The organism is Oribacterium sp. oral taxon 078 str. F0262 (assembly GCF_000160135.1).
GTDB lineage: Bacteria > Bacillota > Clostridia > Lachnospirales > Lachnospiraceae > Oribacterium.
This window is the reverse complement of record NZ_GG729933.1, coordinates 780,718-801,271: the sequence shown is the minus strand read 5'-3', so window position 1 is coordinate 801,271 and position 20,554 is coordinate 780,718. Positions and strand designations below refer to the sequence as shown.

16 protein-coding genes are annotated in these 20,554 nt (G+C 55.9%); 5 read left to right on the top strand and 11 right to left on the bottom strand.

The genetic code is table 11. The annotated features are described in order from the left end of the window. Positions 1–59 precede the first annotated feature (59 nt). Both prdC and GCWU000341_RS03720 read right to left on the bottom strand, forming a co-directional pair. On the bottom strand, positions 60–1,526 hold the full coding sequence (gene prdC / locus GCWU000341_RS03725; protein ID WP_009214405.1) for a proline reductase-associated electron transfer protein PrdC: 1,467 nt from the start codon (positions 1,524–1,526) through the stop codon (positions 60–62). 403 nt (positions 1,527–1,929) lie between these two features. Then, the gene (locus GCWU000341_RS03720) at positions 1,930–2,565 is read right to left on the bottom strand and encodes a hypothetical protein (RefSeq protein WP_009214401.1); all 636 of its coding nucleotides are present in this window, start codon (positions 2,563–2,565) and stop codon (positions 1,930–1,932) included. A 211-nt stretch (positions 2,566–2,776) separates the two neighbouring features. On the opposite strand from GCWU000341_RS03720, the gene uvrA reads away from it, so the two are divergent. Then, entirely contained in the window at positions 2,777–5,644 is a 2,868-nt protein-coding gene (uvrA, locus tag GCWU000341_RS03715; protein ID WP_009214399.1) for an excinuclease ABC subunit UvrA, read from the top strand. Here the strand turns inward: uvrA and GCWU000341_RS03710 are convergent. Next, entirely contained in the window at positions 5,605–9,309 is a 3,705-nt protein-coding gene (locus GCWU000341_RS03710; RefSeq protein ID WP_009214398.1) for a UvrD-helicase domain-containing protein, read from the bottom strand. The two genes, uvrA and GCWU000341_RS03710, sit on opposite strands and share 40 nt — an antisense overlap. 109 nt (positions 9,310–9,418) lie before the next feature. Continuing rightward, the gene (locus GCWU000341_RS03705) at positions 9,419–12,898 is read right to left on the bottom strand and encodes a PD-(D/E)XK nuclease family protein (protein WP_009214397.1); all 3,480 of its coding nucleotides are present in this window, start codon (positions 12,896–12,898) and stop codon (positions 9,419–9,421) included. Positions 12,899–13,088: 190 nt separating this feature from the next. On the opposite strand from GCWU000341_RS03705, the gene GCWU000341_RS03700 reads away from it, so the two are divergent. Next, on the top strand, positions 13,089–13,676 hold the full coding sequence (locus tag GCWU000341_RS03700; protein ID WP_040653045.1) for an ECF transporter S component: 588 nt from the start codon (positions 13,089–13,091) through the stop codon (positions 13,674–13,676). A gap of 295 nt (positions 13,677–13,971) precedes the next feature. Then, positions 13,972–14,682: a polysaccharide deacetylase family protein gene (locus GCWU000341_RS03695; protein WP_040653387.1), complete on the top strand. Its 711-nt coding sequence runs from the start codon at positions 13,972–13,974 to the stop codon at positions 14,680–14,682. 49 nt (positions 14,683–14,731) lie between these two features. Here the strand turns inward: GCWU000341_RS03695 and GCWU000341_RS03690 are convergent, their stop codons facing one another. The 3 genes from GCWU000341_RS03690 to GCWU000341_RS03680 form a co-directional block, all read right to left on the bottom strand. After that, entirely contained in the window at positions 14,732–15,517 is a 786-nt protein-coding gene (locus GCWU000341_RS03690; RefSeq protein ID WP_009214393.1) for a class I SAM-dependent methyltransferase, read from the bottom strand. A 301-nt stretch (positions 15,518–15,818) separates the two neighbouring features. Next, complete coding sequence (locus GCWU000341_RS03685) at positions 15,819–16,085, bottom strand: acylphosphatase (RefSeq protein ID WP_009214389.1); 267 nt, start codon at positions 16,083–16,085, stop codon at positions 15,819–15,821. Between the two features lie 119 nt (positions 16,086–16,204). After that, entirely contained in the window at positions 16,205–16,927 is a 723-nt protein-coding gene (locus GCWU000341_RS03680; protein WP_040653043.1) for a DNA alkylation repair protein, read from the bottom strand. Positions 16,928–17,381: 454 nt separating this feature from the next. On the opposite strand from GCWU000341_RS03680, the gene GCWU000341_RS03675 reads away from it, so the two are divergent. Then, positions 17,382–17,720, top strand: a complete 339-nt coding sequence (locus tag GCWU000341_RS03675; RefSeq protein WP_040653041.1) for a PadR family transcriptional regulator — start codon at positions 17,382–17,384, stop codon at positions 17,718–17,720. Further along, positions 17,704–18,252, top strand: a complete 549-nt coding sequence (locus GCWU000341_RS03670; RefSeq protein WP_009214385.1) for a DUF2812 domain-containing protein — start codon at positions 17,704–17,706, stop codon at positions 18,250–18,252. The genes GCWU000341_RS03675 and GCWU000341_RS03670 overlap by 17 nt, the downstream gene beginning before the upstream one ends. A gap of 38 nt (positions 18,253–18,290) precedes the next feature. On the opposite strand, the gene GCWU000341_RS03665 is transcribed toward GCWU000341_RS03670, so the two are convergent. From GCWU000341_RS03665 to GCWU000341_RS03645, 4 genes are all read right to left on the bottom strand, one after another. Continuing rightward, a complete protein-coding gene (locus tag GCWU000341_RS03665; RefSeq protein WP_009214384.1) occupies positions 18,291–18,848 on the bottom strand; it encodes a GNAT family N-acetyltransferase in 558 nt (185 codons plus the stop codon). A 19-nt stretch (positions 18,849–18,867) separates the two neighbouring features. Further along, positions 18,868–19,692, bottom strand: coding sequence for a 4Fe-4S binding protein (locus tag GCWU000341_RS03660; RefSeq protein ID WP_009214383.1), 825 nt, complete (start codon positions 19,690–19,692; stop codon positions 18,868–18,870). Positions 19,693–20,020: 328 nt separating this feature from the next. Next, positions 20,021–20,332, bottom strand: coding sequence for a YbjQ family protein (locus tag GCWU000341_RS03650; RefSeq protein WP_009214381.1), 312 nt, complete (start codon positions 20,330–20,332; stop codon positions 20,021–20,023). Continuing rightward, on the bottom strand, positions 20,313–20,540 hold the full coding sequence (locus tag GCWU000341_RS03645) for a hypothetical protein (RefSeq protein WP_009214380.1): 228 nt from the start codon (positions 20,538–20,540) through the stop codon (positions 20,313–20,315). The genes GCWU000341_RS03650 and GCWU000341_RS03645 overlap by 20 nt, the downstream gene beginning before the upstream one ends. Between the last annotated feature and the right edge of the window lie 14 nt (positions 20,541–20,554).

Here is a 20,554-nt window from a genome sequence, read left to right as displayed (position 1 = left end):
CTATCCCTCGCCATCCGGCGCGGCAAAGCGCTGTCCGCCGCCCCGGATTCTGCCGTCCATCAGACGACTTCGATGTGGATATCTCTTCCGGAACCTATATGGATACTGAAGCAGCCATCCTCCGTCCGGAAGACGTAGTCCTGCTCCTGGCTCTCTTCTCCGCCCTGAGGCTCCGAGGGCGCGGCTTCCTTCACCGCCTCCTCCGCTTCCTCTTCGACCTTCTTCGACTTTGTGAGATAGCGCATCGGCTCCATCCCCACCGTCTCGAAGACATGGTCCGTCTGATGGTGTACGACGAGCCCCAGCTTCGGGGCCGATCCCATGACGGTATTGGTGCAGTCGCTGCAGTTCCCGATCAGGATGTCGGTGCAGCCGGCCTTCTTGAAATTCAGGCACTTCTGCGCCTGGCCGGGGCAGTTTCCGGGGTTCTCACACTTTAATGTGCCCTTCACATCTACCGCCTGCTTGCAGGCCTGGACCTCCGTGACCACCGCGTTGTACTTTTTCGCGAGGTCCTCCATCCTCTCCCGATTTCCGCCGCAGGCGCAGAGGAGAAGCCCGAGCTTTGCCTTTTTCAGATCCGGGAAGGGCTCCGTCACGATGATCCCGCCTGTCGTCTTTGTGATCGGCTCATCCATCCCCACCGCATGTCCGGTGAACGGTCCGCCGAGGATGATCTCCCCGTACTCTCCGTCGATGCCCCCGGCTCTCTCGATCAGCTCTCCGACGGTCGTTCCGATCGGAACATCCTGGAAGACCTGGGACTCCGTGCCTCTCTTCAGCTTTCCCGCGACCGTCAGGTTCTTCGTGAAAACCGGCCGTCTGTCCTCGATCGCCTCCGCCACTCTCAGCACGGTCTCCACATTGATGACCACGGCATCCGCCGCGGAGGGAAGAGCCGTCGGAGGCAGCAGCTTTCCGAGGACCTCGCGGACCACGGCGCGCTCCTCTCCCATCGGATAGAGATCCGGGAGGAGGTGGATTCCGATGCCCGGGTGCTCCGGGAGGTATTTCTTCAGCTCCTCGATCTCTCTCTTATGCTTCGCCTTGATCGCGATCACCGCCTGCGGAGCATGCGTTATCTTCATGCAGTACTCGACGCCGCGGAGCGTCTTCTCGCACTGCTCCATGATCTGCTTCATGTTGTGGGCGAGCAGCGGCTCACACTCCGCCGCATTGACAAGGACATAGCCATTCTTCAAGTCGAGCTTCAGCTTGACATCCGTCGGGAACCCCGCGCCGCCCATGCCGACGACGCCGGCCGCTCTCACGAAGGAGAGAAGCTCCTCGTCCTCCGGCTCGATCTTCACAAAATCCTCCGGCTGCTCCCCGCTCTCTTCGATCACGACTGCGGAATCCGTCAGCTCCTTCACCCTGCCTGCCGTGCTGGAAAAGATGCGGGCTCCGAGCTTCTCCGGCTTTGCGAGAAGGCTGCCGGGCCGAACCTCATCTCCCACTGATACAAGCGCTGTGGCAGGCGCGCCGATATGCTGCTTCAGAAGTATTGTTTTGTACCCCTTCCCCATCCGGGCTCTCCTCCATTCTCCTTTATCTCCATCCCGCCCGAAAAGGGTTTCCCGAGAAGCCCTCTCCCCGCGGGGAGCTGCATCCCCATTGACTCAACCTGACTGCGGCTCTCTGAAAAAGCAAAAGCAGCTGACGAAATAATCAGAATTTTCTATCAATGATCTTTCGTTCCATTAAGATTCCTTGTTGATTCGTGCTAAATATATCGCGAATCTCCTGTTTTATCAAGCCCCTCCGGCCTTTATAGAAAATTCCCATAAATCCCATTGAGCATCCCCATCTTTTCGTCAAAATATCTTGAACCCCGGGAATACTTCTGCTCTTCCGGCCGGCTGTTCCGACACGGGAAGCCCTCATTCATTCCTGCTGATGCCTCCCGGGGGAAGCCGCGTAGTCCCTAAGCTATGGATGCAGCCTCTTCTCCGCGAGGATGAGCTCCTCCGCGTAGGGGAGCGTCTCGATCCACTCACAGAAGCGGTGCCACTCGAAAAGCTTGTGCGACCTCCTCGCAAAATAGATATTGACCAAGGTCTCGTAGTCCATGCTCAGGGTGCGAAGCTGATGATAGGAGCTCGGGAGGAGCTGGATGAGATCATACCAGTCCTCTTTTTTCTTTCCCCCCTCCAGATAGCGGAGGCGGATTTTCTCAAGCTTCGAAATATAGTCCCGGAAGAGGGAGAGCGCCTCCCCGCTCATCTTATCATGGGAGAAATCCTCGAGCGAGAAGGGCTTCGCGTGAATCCTGTGCATGGTGGAGGTGGAGTTTGCGACGGTCGCGACCTTATAGGTGTCATATTCCTTCCACCAGTAGAGCGGTGCGGTGACATCCACAGAGACGAAGATCTGCCTTATGAACTTCCGGTGATCCGAACCCGCGAGCCTGAGCCGCCTTGCAAGGGAGAGGTCATTTTCTCCCAGAATATAATTCCCCTCTTCGTCATAAAAGGAATCCGAGTTCTTCCAGGAGTTCATTGGATTTCTCGCCCCCCTCATCGCATTCTCGAGATTCATGACAGCGGTCCGCTCCAGTATAATCATGGACTTCTCCTCTCCCTATCCACTATGCTCCCCCCGTCCCACTCCCCCCCTCCCCTCCGAGAATCCGGGCATTTTAAGGGCAGGAAGCGCAGCGCGAATTCCGCTTGAATCCGCGGGGAAAGCATGCTATCCTCTTTTAGAACAAATGTTTTGAACTGCAGTGCGGCAGACTTTCGAAATCGAAATCCTATTATAAGGTAAAGGCCTGAGAATGGAAAGAAAATACATCAAGATCCGCGGCGCGAACGAGCACAACCTAAAGCATATCGATCTGGATATCCCGCGGGATGAGCTTGTGGTTCTGACCGGTCTGTCCGGCTCCGGAAAGTCCTCTCTCGCCTTCGACACGATCTATGCGGAGGGGCAGCGCCGCTATATGGAATCCCTCTCCTCCTATGCGAGGCAGTTCCTGGGACAGATGGAAAAGCCCGATGTAGAGCTCATCGAGGGGCTCTCTCCCGCGATCTCCATCGATCAGAAGTCCACGAACCGGAATCCCCGCTCCACCGTGGGGACCGTGACGGAAATCTATGATTATATGCGGCTCCTCTACGCAAGAATCGGTATCCCCCACTGCCCGGTCTGCGGGAGGGAGATAAGAAGGCAGACAGTGGATGAGATGACGGACCAGATTCTGAAGCTCCCGGAGGGGACCCGGCTTCAGCTTCTGGCGCCCATCGTGCGCGGGAAAAAGGGCATGCACGAAAAGGTACTGCAAAGCGCCAGGAAATCCGGTTACGTCAGAGTCCGCATCGACGGAAATCTCTACGAGCTCTCCGAGGAGATCCGGCTGGAGAAGAATCTCCGCCACACGATAGAGATCGTCGTGGACCGTCTGGTCCTCCGAAAGGGGATCGAGAAAAGAATCACGGAATCCATCGAGCAGACACTGGGACTTTCCGGAGGACTCCTCACATTGGATGTGATCGGCGGGGAGAGTCTGAACCTCTCCTCCAGTTTTTCCTGCCCGGACTGCGGGATCAGTATCGAGGAGATCGAGCCCCGGAGCTTCTCCTTCAATAACCCCTTCGGGGCCTGTCCGGACTGCTTCGGCATCGGCTATAAGATGGAGTTCGACCAAAGCCTCATGATTCCGGATGAATCTCTCTCCCTGAATCAGGGGGCTATCTCCGTGCTCGGCTGGATGAATTCAAAGGACAGCGGGAGCTTCGGCCACGCCATGCTCCTTGCACTCGCGGAGCGCTATCATTTCAGTCTGGACACCGCCTTCCGGGATCTCCCGGAGGAAGCGCGCAGCGCCATTCTCTACGGCACAAAGGGCGAAAAGGTCACGGTCCACTATGAGTCTCAGTTCGGAAAGGGCAATGTCCATCATGTGGCCTTCGAGGGTCTCCTCGCCAATGTGAACCGCCGCTACCGGGAGTGCTTCTCCGAAAAGATGAAGGCAGAATACGAGCAATATATGCGGATCACGCCCTGCCCGCTCTGTAAGGGGGCGAGATTGAAGAAGAGCTCCCTCGCGGTGACGCTCGGGGACCGGAACATCTACCAGGCGTCCGAGCTCTCCATCGAGAACTTCCACCGCTGGATCTCGGAGCTCAAGCTCTCGGAGAGGCAGCTTGCGATCGGGGAGCAGGTCATCCGGGAAATTAAGGCGAGAACCCGTTTCATGCTGGATGTGGGCCTGGACTACCTGACCCTCTCCCGGGCCGCCGGCACACTCTCCGGCGGAGAGTCCCAGAGGATCCGCCTCGCGACGCAGATCGGATCGGGTCTCGTCGGAGTCGCCTATATCCTGGACGAGCCCAGCATCGGACTTCACCAAAGAGACAACGACCGCCTGATCGCGACGCTGAAGCGGCTCCGCGATATGGGAAATTCCGTGCTGGTCGTGGAGCATGACGAGGATACGATGCGGGCCGCGGACTGCATCGTGGATATCGGCCCCGGGGCGGGAGAGCACGGGGGAGAGGTGATCGCAGTCGGAACGGCAGAGGAGATCATGAAAAATCCCCGGAGCATCACCGGGCAGTACCTCAGCGGAAAGCGAAGGATCGAAATCCCAAGGAGGAGGAGAGAGCCTGCCGGCTGGCTCCGGGTCCTCGGGGCATCCGAAAACAATCTGAAAGGGATCGATCTCTCGATCCCGCTCGGCGTCTTTACCTGTGTGACCGGCGTCTCCGGCTCCGGAAAGTCCTCTCTCGTAAATGAGATCCTCTACAAGTCGCTCGCAAAGAAGCTGAACCGGGCGAGAACGATCCCCGGGCGCTGCAGAGCGATCGAGGGAGCGGAGCAGCTGGACAAGGTCATCGACATCGATCAAAGCCCGATCGGGAGGACGCCCCGCTCGAACCCGGCGACCTATACGGGCGTCTTCGATCTGATCCGGGACCTCTTCGCCTCCACCCAGGACGCAAAGGCGAGGGGCTACAGCAAGGGACGCTTTTCCTTTAATGTGAAGGGGGGCCGCTGCGAGGCCTGCTCCGGAGACGGGATCGTAAAGATCGAGATGCACTTCCTCCCGGATGTCTATGTCCCCTGCGAGGTCTGCGGCGGAAAGCGCTACAACCGGGAGACCCTGGATGTAAAATACAAGGGAAAGAGCATCTATGATGTCCTCAGCATGACCGTCGAGGAGGCTCTCTCCTTCTTTCAGAATGTGCCGTCCATCACGAGAAAGATTCAGACCTTAAATGACGTGGGCCTCGGCTACCTCCGCCTCGGACAGCCGAGCACAGAGCTATCCGGAGGGGAGGCACAGAGGATCAAGCTCGCCTCGGAGCTGAGCCGCCGGGGAACCGGCCGGACGATCTATGTCCTGGATGAGCCCACGACCGGTCTCCATTTTGAGGACGTGCGCCGCCTCGTGGAGATGCTGCAAAAGCTTGCGGAATCCGGAAATACCGTGCTTGTCATCGAGCATAATCTCGACGTCATAAAGTGCGCGGACTATCTGATCGACATGGGCCCCGAGGGCGGGGATCGGGGAGGCCGCGTCGTATGTACCGGCACACCGGAGGAGGTCGCGGGCTGTGAGAGCTCCTTCACCGGAAAATATGTGAAGCGCTGCCTCCTCTCTCAGGAAAGCTCGATCGCCCTTCCGAGCGAGAAGGAGTAGATCAGCTTCCGCCTTACGGAATGCCCGCTAATCCCGCATAGGGCATCGGCGTAGAGGGAAAGCTGCCTTTCATAGCGCCTCCGAAGCTGCTCCTCGCTCTTTGTCCTGTCCGTCTTGTAGTCGACCAGTGTGATCCCGTTCTCCGAGAGGAAAAAGGCATCGATCACTCCCTGGAGAAGCACCGGCTCCGTGATCCCGCTCTCCGGAAAGAGATAGGAAAAGGGGACCTGCTTCATAAAGCGCTGCTCCCGGAAAAGCATCCCCTTCTCCGCGGCCTCCCGAAATTCCCTTCCCAGCTCAGAATCCAGGAAGTGCTGAAAGCTTTCCGGATCGATCAGCGCATACTCCTCCTCCGTGAGAAGAGCCCTCAGCTGCCCGCTCCCCCCTCCTGCAAGATAGTCATAGCGGGAGAGGGCGCGGTGATAGGCATCTCCTCTCCGGGCTCCCGGCGTTTTCTCATTCTCCTTCTCTCCTCCGCCATTTTCAGAAGACAAAGCCCCGGCTTCCCGCAGAGTATCGGAAGGGAAGTCGGGGCGCTCCATAGGCGCGGGGAGGACAGCTTCCGCGGGCTGCTCCCCGCTCTCCCCGATCTCAGATACCGAATACTTCGGGAAAAGCTTCGTCGCGTCCTCATGCGGATAGCGGAAGTCAAAGCGCCGGACGAGCCTCTGGAGCTCCGCATCCTCCGGATCGAAGTCCGAAAGCGCCTCTGTGAGCTCGGAGGAAAGCCTGACGGAACGCCTGAGAAGCTCCTTCCCGCTCTCGATGAGCTCCCCCCTTGCAAAGCTGTCCAGGCGGATCGCTCCGGAACTTCCGCTTCGGAGGAGAGAGTCTCCTCCCGCCATCAGGATCCAGTCCAGCATGGAGGAGGCGGAGCGGATCCTCCCCGCGGAAAGCCTGCCCCGTCCGGCAGCTTCCTCCGCCTTTTTCACGCTCTTTTCCATATCCGTGACTGACGCCGTCATGATAAGGCGCTGCTCCGCCCGGGTCATCGCGACATAGAGAACCCGAAGCTCCTCGCCGAGCTGCTCATTCTCCTGCTTCTCCCGGATCGCCATCCGCTGCAGGGAGGGATAGCGTATCCTCCTCTCCGGATCGATATAGTCCGCTCCGATCCCAAGATCCGGATCGATCAGTACCTTCCCCGAAAGATTCCTCTTATTAAAGCGTTTATTCAGTCCGGATAGGATGACCACCGGAAACTGCAGTCCCTTGGACCTGTGGACGGAAAGGATGCGCACGAGATCGTCCTGCTCCGAGTAGATCGCGGCCTCTCCCTGATCCGCATTCTCCTTCCTCAGTCTTTCGATATAGCGGATGTAATCGAAAAGCCCGCCGTAGCTGCTCGCCTCAAAGGAAAGGGCGGAGTCGATCAGCTGATCGAGATTCGCGCGGCGCTTTCTCCCTCCCGGCATCGCGGAGACATAATGATAGTAGCCGCTCTCCTCGTAGATCCGATAGAGAAGCTCATGGATGCTGAGTACGCGGGAGAGCTCCCGGTAGTGATCGAGGCTCTCCCGAAAGAGGCGAAGCTTCCGGGAAAGCTCCTCCGGCAGTATCCGCTTCCCCTCTTCCTCCGCTCCCTCTCCTCTCCTCTCCTCCGATTCTCTCTCTCCCTCCGCCGATCCGGAATCCGTCCCGACTCTCCTCTCCTCTGCCTCTCTCTCTTCCTCAGCGGAGTCCTCCTCTCCTGTCCCGCCCTTTTCCCCCGGGAGACTCTCTCCGGCGCTCTCATAGAGCTCCTCCTCCCCCGGAAAGCTTCGCTCGATTCCGCCTGCTGCCGCAATCCTCGCGAGCTCCTCATCGCTAAAGCCGTAGATCGGAGAGTGCATGAGCGAAGCGAGCGGGATGGACTGACGGGGATTATCGATGACCGCCAAAAAGGCGAGGATGATCTCCACCTCGACCGCGCGGAAAAATCCCGTGCCGGAGATGGAGTAGGCGGGGATTCCGGCATTCCCCAAAAGCTCCGTGAGCTCATCTGCCCAGGCGCCGGGAGAGCGGAGCAGGATCACGATATCCCGGTAGCGATATCCCTCCTCCCTGAGGCTCCGGATCCTCCCTGCGATCAGTCTTGCCTCCGCCTCGCTCTTTCCGAGCGCTTCGCCTTCTCCATCCTCCTCTTCTTCCTCTCCCGCTGCCCCGCTCTCCACAAGGAGAAGCTCGGTCCTGAGATCCCTCTCTCCCGCGGGCGGAAAATCACTTCTCCCCGCCCGGAGACTCGCCTCCTCCGTGTAGTCCACTCCGCCGACCTCCGCTCTCATCAGTCGGAAAAAAAGCTGATTGACCGAGCGCAGCACCTCTTCACGGCTTCGGAAATTTTTAGAGAGCTCGACCTTCGGATATTGGCTGTCCCGATATTTTCCGAGAAAGAGATCCGGGCGGGCGAGCCGGAAGCTGTATATGCTCTGCTTTACATCGCCGACCTGAAAGACATCGGGGCGTCCGAAGCGCTCTGCGGAAAGCGCTTTCACAAGCTCCTCCTGGACGAAATTGGAATCCTGATACTCGTCGATCAGGATCTCCCGGAATTGCCTCGCATACTCATCGGCCGCCGGGGAGGGTCTTCGCCCCTCCTCATCCTCTATATAAAGAATTTCCAGAGCCCTGTGCTCGAGATCGGAAAAATCCAGTATCTTTCTCCGCTTTTTCTCCGAGGCGAAGCACTCCCGGAACTCTGCTGTGAGGGAGAGGAGCACATGAATGCTCTCGGAGAGCCCCTCCTGCATGGCCTCTCTCTCTGCGCCCTCCGGGAGGAAAAGACGCCCCTGCAGCTTCTGGAGCTCCTTCTTCACCCCGTTTCTGAGTCCCGCGGCGGCCTCCTTCTTCGGGGACTTCGTGGCCTTAAGACGCGAAAAGGAGATTTCGGAGAGCTCTGAAAGGAAAAGCGGAAGCTCTGAGATCCCGCTGAGCTTCTTCAGAGCTCGGACATCCTCCTCCAGCATCGGAAGATACTCCCCCGGTCCGTCCTCCTCCACGGCGATAGAGAGCGCCTCCTCAAGCTCTGATAGTAGATCCTCCATCCGGCTCTTAAGGCTCTGAAGGAGATAGTCCTCCGAGAGGGAAAGGTCCTTCCCCTCTGCATCCCTGAGGTAGTCCTCCGGCCACGGCGTCGCCTCGGAATACTCATAGACCTTCAGGATCAGTTCTTCGATCCCGGCGTCATCCTTCCCTCTCGTAAAATTTTCGAGGAAGCGAAAATAGCCCGGGTCGCAGGACTCATAATGCTCCTCCAGGAGCTCTGTGACAAGATCGGAGCGGAGCAGACGGAGCTCCCCCTCCTCTCCCACACGGAAAGAGGGATCCAGGTCGATCGAAGCATAATTTTCCAAGATAAGCCTTCGGCAGAAGGAGTCGATCGTGCTGATATTCGCATTTTGCAGATTCCCCGCCTCGCGGATCAGCCTCCCGTTCTCCGGATCCTTCCGAAGACGCTCTTCCAGAGAAAGCCGGATCCTCTCCTTCATCTCCGCTGCCGCGCTCTCCGTGAAGGTCATAATGAGAAGCTCCGAAAGAGATGTCGGGTCCTCCCTCTCCGTTAAAAGGGAAATGACGTGCTCCACTAAAACCGCGGTCTTCCCCGATCCCGCCGCGGCGGCAACCAGGAGATTTCCTCCCCGGTGAGAAATCACTCTTTCCTGTTCCTCTGTCCAGACCCTCTCCATGGAAAAGCCTCCTTTTGCTCTGCCCTCTGTCACGCCGCCTCTGTCCGTCTTTTCCCCAGGGCGCGCCCGCGCTTTCTCCCTCTTTCCGCCTTCTCTCCGCTTTCAAAAATCACGGCGCGCTGTCCTCCCGCTCCTCTGTGAGCTCCTGCCAGATCTCCTCCGTCTTTTTCTTTCCGCTTCTTCGATAGGAGTAGCCCTCCAGCATGGGATCAAAGCCGCAGATACTGTGATAAGGGCAGTAGTCGCAGGCACTCCGCTCAGGGGACTCCCGGATCGGATTCACGGAGATCTCTCCGCCCCGTATCTCCGCAGCGTCCCTCTCCATCCTCTTTTCCACAAAGTCCATGAGCGCGGAGAAGCGCCTTGTCGTGGCGATCGCCTTCTTCCGCTCCTCCACCTTTCCCTCCCGAAGCGTGACCGGTATCACCCTGGATTCCTTCTGAAATTCCCGGTCCAGGTGTGAAATCACCTCCCGGTCGGCATTCACAAGCCCGTCCACGCGGAGAGCCCGGAGCCTCCTGTCCTCTCCGCCGTCCTCATCCTCCCCCGGCACATAGTCCAGAATCGGATCGTCGATTCGATAGTAAAACATCGCGGCGGGAAGCACTTCCTTCCCGGGATAATCCCGCTGCAGCTCCTCCAGGGCGACCTTGAGATAAGTCGCAAGCTGCAGCTGCAGTCCCTCGTAGATCCGATTTAAGTCAAAGACCGTCCGCCCCGATTTATAGTCCAGGACCTTCACATAGATGCTCTTCTCCGTCTCGCAGAGGTCCACGCGGTCGATCCGCCCGCTCAGGCGAAAACCGGGCCTCGTAAGATGAAAATCCTTCTCCAGAAAAGCCGGGCGGAAATCCCCTCTCCGGAGCTGCTCGGAGAGCGCCCAGACCGTCGTCCGGCAAATCTCGGAGATCCGCCGGAGAAGATAGCGATTTCTCGCGCTGTCCTGCATCATCCTCTCGTTGTACTGCTCCGAAGCCCTAAGAACACAGGCATCGGAAAGCGCGCAGGCTTCCTCCCGGGAGAGCTCCGGCAGGCTCTGTCCCCTCTTCGAAAGCTCCCGAAAGAGCTCCTCCATCGCGAGGTGATAGAGATTTCCGAGGTCGAGGGCCCGCACTTCATTGCTCTTCCTCTCCGAAAGCTGAAGCCCGTAGCGGAGAAAATGTGCGTAGGCGCAGCGATTATATTGCTCAAGCCTCGTGATGGAGCCATACAGAATCTCCCCGTAGATCTCCTCCGCGATCTCCCGGTCCAGTTTGCCGCTCTGATAGCTCGTAAATGCCGCGTCCAGAAGCTTCGAAGCCCGATCCCGATAGGAGGGATCCCTGAGAAGAGCGGAAAAGCCCGAAAGCAGCCTCCCCTCCGAGGGAGCTTCCACGGCTTCCCTCCCCTCCGAAGCGCTCTCCCCCTTATCCTCTCTCGCCTCCTTCCTCTCTCTCTCCTCCAGATAGAGCGGAAGAGTGCGGGAGAGAGAGCGGAGCAGCTCCTCCCGCGTATAGATCTCCTCCGGCTCATGTCGGAGAGAGCGAATCGAAAGGCCGGGAAAGATCCCTCTCAAAGCTTCGATGAGCGGCGAGGGCTTCCGGCTCTTCCCGTTTCTCCCCCGGAGCGGATAGGAGAGCAGCAGCTTCTCCGAGGGATTCAGAAGCGCCCGGTAGATATAAAAGCGCTGCAGGAGTGCGTCCTCCGCCTGATCCGGGGCGAGCTCGATCGAAAGAGAGCGGAGAAGCGCTCTCTCCCGGTCCCCCAGTATCCCCGTCCCCTTCCCGGAGCCCGGGAGAGCCCCAGCGCTGACCCCCACCAAAAAGAAGCGCTTCGGAGAGGAGAAGCGGGAGCGGGTCAGATCCCCGATCACGACCTGATCCAGGGTGGCCGGGATGATGCGGATGGACGCCTCCGAGAGGCCGGCGTCGAGAAGCTCCGAGAACTCCCTCCGAGAAATCCGCGTCTCCCCGAGGAGCTCCGAAAAGCGGAGAAGGAGCTCCTCCACCGCATCCATCCCGCGGAGAAGCTCCTCCGCCCGGTTCTGTTCCCCTATCTCTCTCAGCCTCTCCGCCTCCTTCGAGATATACTCCCTCGCTCTTAGCTCTGTGAGGAAGCCCCGGAGGGCGGAAATCCTCCGGGATGCCGAAGCTCCCCTCTCATTTCCCTCGGAAAGAAGCCGAAGCAAGGGCCCCGCGAGCTTTCTCCTGAGGCTGTCAAAATGCTCCCACTCCCTCTGATAGGCGGCCGCTCCGCGGATCCCGCGCTCGCGAAGCCAATTTTCAAAGAGATCAATCTCGTTTTCCTCCTCCGGAGTCCTTCCCGGAAGTGCCCGGAGGCAGCGGATCACGCTGTCAAAGCTGAAAGCTCTTTCCAGCACCTCGATCGCAGCGCGCAGAAGCTTTGCGGGCGGGGAATCCAAAAGGCTTCCGGGATCATCCAGAAAATAGGGGATTCCTGCCGCGAGAAAGCAGCGATAGATGAGGTCCCGATATTGCTCCGGCTCGGAAATCAAAACGGCGATGTCCTGATAGCGAAGTCCCTCCTCCCGCACCGCCCTCTCGATCTCGGACGCTAGCCTTTCGATCTCCATCCTCTGATCCGCCGCCTCCCAGATCTCGATCGAGCCGTCTAAAGCGAAGTTCCTTCCCTCCGTGCCCGCGGCCGAGTAGCGGTAGAGCGAGCGCTCCAGATAATCCAGCGCCGGGGCATTTTGAAAACGCGGAAGAGGATGGGAGGGATTTCTGGCCCTCCCTGTCAGGGCATCAAAGCGATTCAGATCGATCGGAGGAAGGATAGGACAGGAGCATTTTTCGGCCCTCAGTCTCAGCTTTTCCGCGGTCTGTCCCGTCAGAAAGAAAAGCTCCGATGCCCTGTGCTCCCCATAGAGAGCCCCTCTCGCCCCCCTCCCAAGACAAAGAGAAAAGAGAAGGCTTCGGCAGCTTTTCATCATTTCCTCAATGATATCCAACTGCACCGGCGTAAAGCCGGTAAAGCCATCGAAGAGGATCGTCGCCCCGTCCAGAAGCTTCGTCTCCGGAAGAAAAGAAAGGAGGCGGTCCAGAAGCTCCTCCTCCACCATATATCCCCGCTCCTCCATGTATTCCAAAAAGGCCCGGTACAAAAGGGAGAGCTCCCGAAGCTTCGCCCCCATATGTGAAGAACTGCATTTCTCCGCGGCGTCTTCCAAAAGCTCCGGCCGGATCCTGTACTGATAAAATTCCGAGATCTGCGATTTCAGCTCCGAGAGAAAGCCCGGTCTGCTCAGCTGATTTTTATAGAGCTCCAGCTTATCCTTGACCCGCTCCGAGGATTCCCGGAGAAGCATCACCTTTCCGGTATCGTCAATAATGCGGGGCAGAGGCCGGTCCAGAAGCTCAAAGACCCGGTAGGCGAGGCGGTGGAAGCTCATCACATCGATATTCAGGATTCCCTTCCCCGGATTCTCCGGGTGCAGCGTGATCCTCCTCTGCATCGCAAGGGTATCCTGCTCCGGAACCAAAAGAATCCAGGAGCTCCGATAATCCTCCCGGGCTCCTCTTAAAGCCCTGCGGAGCAAAAATTCTGTCTTTCCGGCTCCGCTCCCGCCCAGCACGAACTGTATTGACATTTTTCCGCTCCCCCTTCTTTCGTCCCATCACTTTTCACAAGTCTAGCACAGCAAAGGGAGAATTGCGAGCTCACAAAGCTTTACTGGTATTATATTATTTTCATATTTTGAGTATTTTAATAAATCCAGAATAGGGGTATTGTATAAGAAAAGCGTTAGACAGTACAGCAGCTCAGGAGGAATGACAGAAATGAAAACAGAAAAAATCGGCAGCTATCGACTTGCCTTATGTGCACTCTTTGCGGCACTCTCCTATGCGGTCTTCACCTTCCTTCAGATAAAAATCCCGGTCGGAGCGGATATGACCTCCATTCACCTGGGGAATGCCGTCGTTGTTCTCGCGGCCTTTGCGATCGGCGGCCCTCTGGGCGGCCTCGCCGGAGCGATCGGGATGAGCATCGGGGATCTGCTGGATCCTGTCTATTTCCCGCTGGTACCGAAAACGCTCTTCTGTAAGCTCATGATCGGCCTGATCAGCGGCTTCATCGCCCACAAAGTCGGAAGGATCAGCTACAGCACAGACAGAGGTCACATCCTCTTTTGGACCTCCCTCGCCGCGGCGGCGGGACTTCTCTTCAATGTCTTTGCGGACCCGATCCTGGGCTATTACTACAAGATCCTGATTCTCGGGAAGGCGGCGGCAGAGCTCTCCCTGAAGATCAACTTCTTCGCCTCCAGCGTCAATGCGGCAGTATCCCTGCTCGTCTCCGTCGTCGTCTACATGGGACTGTATCCCGTCCTCCGAAAGGAATCCCTGGAGCTGCATCCGGCGGTCTAATTCCTTCACAAAATAAAGCGAAATCCCCGACCGGCAAGCCACCGGCCGGGGATTCGCTTTGCCCTCTAAGCTTCCGCTCCGAAATCAGCGGCGGCGAAACAAATCCATGAAATCCGACACCCGCAGCGGGACGCATCGGATTTCCGCGGGACAGATCCGTCTGACGCAGCGGCTCGCCGAAGGAGATTTACATATATATGGTCTTAAGCAAAAGCCGCCGGAAAGACCCGGTGATATAAAAGAGCAGCTCCAAAATAATATTGCTGCCGCGCTCGTCCGTGGCGGGAAAGGAAAAATGATGCGGAAGAAAAACAAATTTCTCACCTTCAGCTACGATGACGGCGTGACGCAGGACAAGCGGATCGTCAAAATTTTCAACAAGTACCATTTAAAGGCGAGCTTCAATATAAACTCCGAGCTTTTGGGCCGACCCGGCTATCTTCGGCGCGAGACCATGTGGATCGGGCACAACAAGGTGGAGCCGCGGGAAGTGTCAGAGCTCTACAGGGGCCATGAAATTGCGGCACATACATTGACGCATCCGCATCTTCCGGAGCTTTCGGATGAGGAAGTGATTCGCCAGGTAGAGCAGGATCGGATCAATCTGGAAAGACTGGCGGGACAGCCGGTATACGGTCTTGCTTATCCGGGCGGCGGTCCCACCCATGACGAAAGAGTGGTGAAGCTGATCCGGGAGCATACGGGAATCCGCTATGGAAGGACCACCATCAGCAGCTACAGCTTCGATGTACAGGATGATCTGCTGCAGTTCCGGCCCACGATATCACACAGAGAATTTGACAGGATGATGGAGCTGGGAGAGAGATTCATCAAGCAGGCAGTCAGTGAGAAGCCGCAGATCTATTATATCTGGGGGCACAGCTATGAGTTTGATTATTATGACAGCTGGGACCTGTTTGAGGAATTCTGCAAAATGATGAGCGGCCGGGAGGATATTTATTACGGAACAAGCCAGGAGATCCTGCTTCACAGAGGGGAACTGTGAAATCTCTGAAAATTCAATATGAAGCAGGCATTCCGCCCGCAGATCCCTCTCACTTTACACCGGTCAGGATGGCCGAGCCGGAAAGCGCCATCCACCCCGCCTCCCCCTTCTCCATGAACATTCCCTGCGTGGTATCGATCAGCTCGGCTCTTTGATATCCCATATCCCTGAGCCTTTGGAGAAAGGCCTTCATATCCCCGTATTTCGATACGGAAAAGATGTCATGAATGGCAAAGCTTCCGCCCTTTTTCAAGGTCCGGAGTGTTTCCAGGAGGATCGCCTGCCGGTCATGGGACGGGATATTGTGATATACATAATTGCTGGTAACCGCGTCAAAGCTCTCATCCGGAAAATCCAGATGCAGCGCATCGCCCTTTCGAAAGCAGATATTACTGACGCCCTCTGCCTCGGCATTCCCTTCGCAGAGCGCTTTACTAAAGGAAGCATATTCTCTGCCCCAGCGGTCAATGCCGATGACCCGGGCCCCCGGATTTCGCTTCGCGACGGCGATGCCAAGAGCACCGCTCCCGCAGCCAATGTCCAGGCAGCTCCCGCCCTCCGGCAGCTTTACATACGAAGCCGTGCCCTCGATGATCTGCCGCGCCATCTGCCGCGTTCCGTTGTAATCAAAGGCCCGGTACATCATCAGACTCCATATTCCCAGTCCGAAGAAAATAAGTCCGCCTGTTATCAATAGAATCAAAAGCAGAGCCCGAAGTATCCCCGTCGGCACGAGGCAGCCCGCGGCGGCCGCTAGAATAAAGAGGAGGAGTGCCACTCCGAAAAAAGCAAGGATCATGCCCTTTGGCACCCAGTTTTTATAATTCGCTTTCATATGCTTCTTATCCCCCTTCCGCTCCCGGCAGAAGCCTTCCGGATGCAGACTAAGCTGCCCCGCTTCTCCCCGCCCGGCGCATCCCAAAAGACGATGCCGGAAATCCCTCTTCTCTTCATATAAGCATTGCAAAAAGGTATTCCCTGGATAAGTTAGTTTATGCTAACCGAATTATAGCCCAATATTCCGGACTCGTAAACCCCCTTTATTTCTCCTTCTGATAAATCCCTCCTTTTGGGATATGAGAATGCCGCTTCTCGATTCGATCCGCATAAGACAGCATAAGGCAAAAATTCAGCCCCTATCGGATCCGAAATCCATGCTCATCCGGCTCTGTCGGGACGGTCCGAACGTCCATGCTCTCAATCCTCACATAGCTCCCCTGCCTAATCATGAGAATCACCCGGTCGATCTCCTCCTCCGTGCCCTGGATCTCCATGCTGACAGAGCCGTCCGACTCATTCCGCACCCAGCCGACAGCACCGACGAGATCCGCGGCATGCCTGGCGCGCCAGCGGAAACCGACGCCCTGCACCCAGCCATAGAATCTGATATGCTTTCGTATCATAAATGCATCCTTACTGCCGGCCTCTCCGGCCCGATATTTCTTTTCCTAATAATTCGGATCCGCCCGGAGCTTGTCCCGCGCGGCCAAAGCCAAGGTTAAGCGGAGAAGGAAAGCCGGCTCTATTTGCCGCGCTTTCCGGACGCCGGCTTCAGACTCTTCAGATAGAGCTTCTGCTCATCCGTGATGCGATAGCTCTCTACAGCCTTCTGGATCGTCTTATTCTGTGTCCACGGATCCAATCCGCGCTCTTCTATCATCGGCAGGACGGCATCGTACTGCTTCGCCAGCGCCGTTGCAAAATACCAGGCCCTCATCATGTTAATATAATATTCCTCGGAGCGGTGCTCCAGAACTATTTTCGGATAGGAAGGGTCAAAATCCTCCTCCAGGAAATGCTGCATCAGCATCCCGATCGCAAAGCGGACGGTATAGCTATGCTCCGATCCCATCCAATCCCTAATCTGAGGAAGGAGCTCCCCGCGGTGCTTCTTAAAGATCTTCGGTGAAAGCTGGTCGCAGGTCGCCCAGTTATCCACGTAAGGGAGGAAGGCGTTCACCGCTTCGATACAGCGCCCGTAGTCCTTCATTTCCGAAAGAAGGAAGGCATGAAGCTGATTCTCATCAAAATACCGATGCGGGAGCTTCTGCAGGAAGGCTTCGATTTCCCGTCTCTTTGACAGCTCCTTCGCGTATTTTCTCAAATCCGGTGTCCGGACCCCGATGATAGCTTCCGGCGCCGCCGTGGGAATCAGCCTGCTCTGAAAGTCCCGGTACTTGCTGTCCCTCCGCAGAAAAAGCCCCTCCCTGATCTCATCCTCGATCCCCTTAAAATGATCTGTCATGTTCTCTCCGTTTCCATAGCGGCGCTGCCTCCCCCTGCATAGAGACGTCTTCCCTATCGGAAGAAAGCTATTCCAACGCAATAAGCGCTGCGTCATAAGCCCGCCGGCGATGTCTCCGCATTTTTTGAAATGGCATTTAAGGCAAGGAAAATCTGCACGCGGAAGCGGCGGCGCAATACGATTTTAAGCGCATTCTAACGGGTCAACGGCTGGAAGTCAACGATTCCGATACTTAACGATGCCAAGGCTCTGAAAGCCTCGAATATCCGCGGTCCCCCGGATGCTTTTACTTTAAAGCACCGGATTCTGCAGCGGAAACAAGCCGCAGCGGATCGGGGCTCCCCGGACAGCTTGGCGGATGACAAAAAAATTCATTTTGCTATTGACCGCTATTACGAATTATGATATATTACTTATAACGATATATCAAAAAGCGTATTAGAAAGGAGAAGGCGTGGGCCGATCAGCCAACAGCGGTGCTCTCAGCGAATCCATCTTCTACATTCTGCTTCGTCTCCATCAGCCGGCACATGGCTATGCTTTAATGAAAGACATCGCACAGATGACAGACGAGCGCGTCAGCCTCGGAGCCGGTTCCCTCTATGGAGCTCTGGACACTTTGCAGAAAAAGGGATGGATCAGAGCGCTGGATGAGCATCCGCAGGACAGGAAGATAGAGTACATCATAACAGAAAAGGGAGAACAGTTTTTTGAAAAAGAGCTGCTTCGCCTGGAGGAATTGCTGCGAAACGCAAAAAAAGTAAAGGAGGAAAGCAATGAGAACAAGCGTTAAGAAGGCCTTCCTGGATATTCAGAACGAGGAGAATTGGCTGAACGAACAGGGAGAAAAGGGCCTGATGCTCGTGGGATACCATAATGGCATCTATGAGTTTGAGGACGTCTCCCCGGCAAAGTATCAGTATAAAATCGATCTGCCCGCTTACACCGGAAGCAGGAAAAAGGACTACCTTGACTTTTTGGCGCAGAGTGGGATCTACTTTGTGGCGGAGTACGGCGGCAGAGTCTACCTTAAGAAAAATGCGGCGGACGGTCCGCTGGACATGTACACCGGAAACGAGGAGATCAATCAGCAGGTAAAGCGGCGCTACACCTATCTTATCACTATCGGCGTCTCCCAGTTCCTGCTGGGGCTCTGTTTCTTGATTCAGGCACTGCAGTCCATGCAGCAAAGAGGCGTTCCGTTTTGGATCGTGCTTGTCGTCGACGTCGGCTTATTGATTTCCGGCCTCATCTTTTTCATCATGGGCATCCGAAAGTGCGTCAAATACTCCATCCCGAAGGAGGAGAGAAAGCTCTGGGAATAAGGGATAATTTCGAGTCGATAAGAAGCAGCCGGCAAGATTCACCGTTCGCTCCGCAAAAGCGCATACCAGTCTGCGTCGCAGATTCCCTGATTATTTCTATCGGAGCTTCTCAGTCTGCCCTCATACTTCATCCCGCACTTTTTCATCACCATCCCGGAATGCGGATTGTTCGGATCATGCCGGCTCTCAATTCTGTTGGCCTCCACTTTGTTAAAGAAGAAATCCATAACAGCATTCAGCGCCTCTGACATGATGCCCTGATGCCACCACTTTCTTCCGATGCAATAACCGATATGTATCATTTCCACATCGTCATTCATTCCGACCGCGGTAATGCTCCCGATCGGTTCATCCCCATTCTCCTTCGGAACAATGGCCCACTGATAATAATCCTTCCGCTTATAGGATTTCACCCAGTCCTCCAAAACCGCCTTGCTGACGTCCCGATCCGCATGGGGAGGCCAGGTCAGGAACTTTGTCACCTCAGGATCTGAAGCCCAGTTTTTATGCATGGCCAACGCGTCCGTGAGAGCAAATCGCCGCAGGACTAATCTCTCTGTTTTCAAGCGCAGTGTTCCGCAGTGTTTCAATGCCATAAACCCTCCAGGCCATGGATTAAAGCGCGTCTTTAGGACAGTTCCTGACGCACTCCATACACAAAATGCACTCCGTCCCGTTTTTCCTTTTTCTGGAATTATCCGTAACATCCACATCCATCGGACATAGCTTTTTACATTTCCCGCAGGATATGCACTTTTCTTTATCGCAGCTCACCCGAATCAGTGAAAAATAACTCATCGGCTTCAGAAATACGGTTATCGGGCAGATATACTTACAGAATGCCCTATTGTCCTTAAGCATAATAGCCAGGGCAATGCCAAGAGCATAGTACGCGGCATTTCCGATAATAAATGCCCAGAACATGACGCGTTCCATATTCCCGGCCTTTGCCAGAAAGAGTGCCGCCACAAACAGAAAAGATGCCATAAATGTAAGGTACCTGATCCAGGCGATCTTTTTTCTCGGCCGTGTTGGAATTTTGTAGGGCAGGAAGTCCAGTACCATCGCCGTCCAGCAGGCATATCCGCACCAGCCTCTTCCAAATAACAGCGGCCCGAATATCTTTGCAATAGCGTAATGGATTGTTGCCGCTTCAAATACGCCCGTAAATAAGTAATACCAAAAGCCTTCGATCTGCATATTCTCGCTGCAGATAAGCCCCAGATAGATGAGCATATACAGTCCCACCAGCAGCTGGACAATCCGCCTTGCATATTTGTATTTCCTGAAAAACAGGAAAACGCCCAGTGAAATGGAAAGACCGATATAGCTGAAATTGAAAAGATAAAACAAATTATCCTTTGTCAGCCATAGTGTCACTGCCACTGTCTCAAAAATCGCAAGCATTATGACCGGCAAAATATATTTTCTATTCTCCATATCGAATCCTCCGGAGCAAAAACGGCGATGGCGGAAGATGTCATAATCCCGCAGCTTATGAAACAATATGGTTCGGGAGGAAAAAAGGATCGCTGAAGAAAAAGCAGATGAGAATCCATGAATTAAAAAAACCTTCGGTGTCCCGCGTACGCGAAGCAGCCCGGAATACATTCCGCCATGCGACATGCCGATCACACCGGCTGTCCGCGGCAGAGTAATCCCGGCTGCCTTCGATCACCGCGGCGATGGACTTAAGATCCGTTCCGCTTATCTTGCTGTCTCTCACCGCGAAACGGCTCAATCATCCCTCTCCGAAGCCGCTTTTTCCTTAGCGAAACTTGACCGCCGTGCCGTAGGCCATCACTTCGGCTGCGCTCTGCATGATGGAAGCAGACGCGTAGCGCACGCACACGACGGCATCGGCTCCCATGGCATCCGCTTCCTCGACCATGCGCTTCGTGGCCAGCGCCCTGGCGTTGTTCATCATCTCGTTATAATTCTTCAGTTCACCGCCGACCAGGGTCTTCAGACCGGCGCCGATGTCACGAAACGCATTCACCGTCTGGATGGTGCTTCCCTTGACCATGCCAAGCATTTCCAAATCCTTGCCGCCGATGCCTTCAGTAGTTACTAAGATCATCTTCTTCACCGCTCCTTATCTCATTGATGCGTGATTTGAGTACATATATCATAGCAATCCCCAAAGCCAGAAGGGGGGCTGCAAACAGGATTATCGCCGGGATGAACTTTATGGCCGGCAGGAGAAAAACAAGATAAAGCGTCAGATATAAGAGGATTGCAATCGTAATGATGATCGGTGCGATCATTTTCTTTTTCCGATCTTTCACATTCTGCCTCCTTC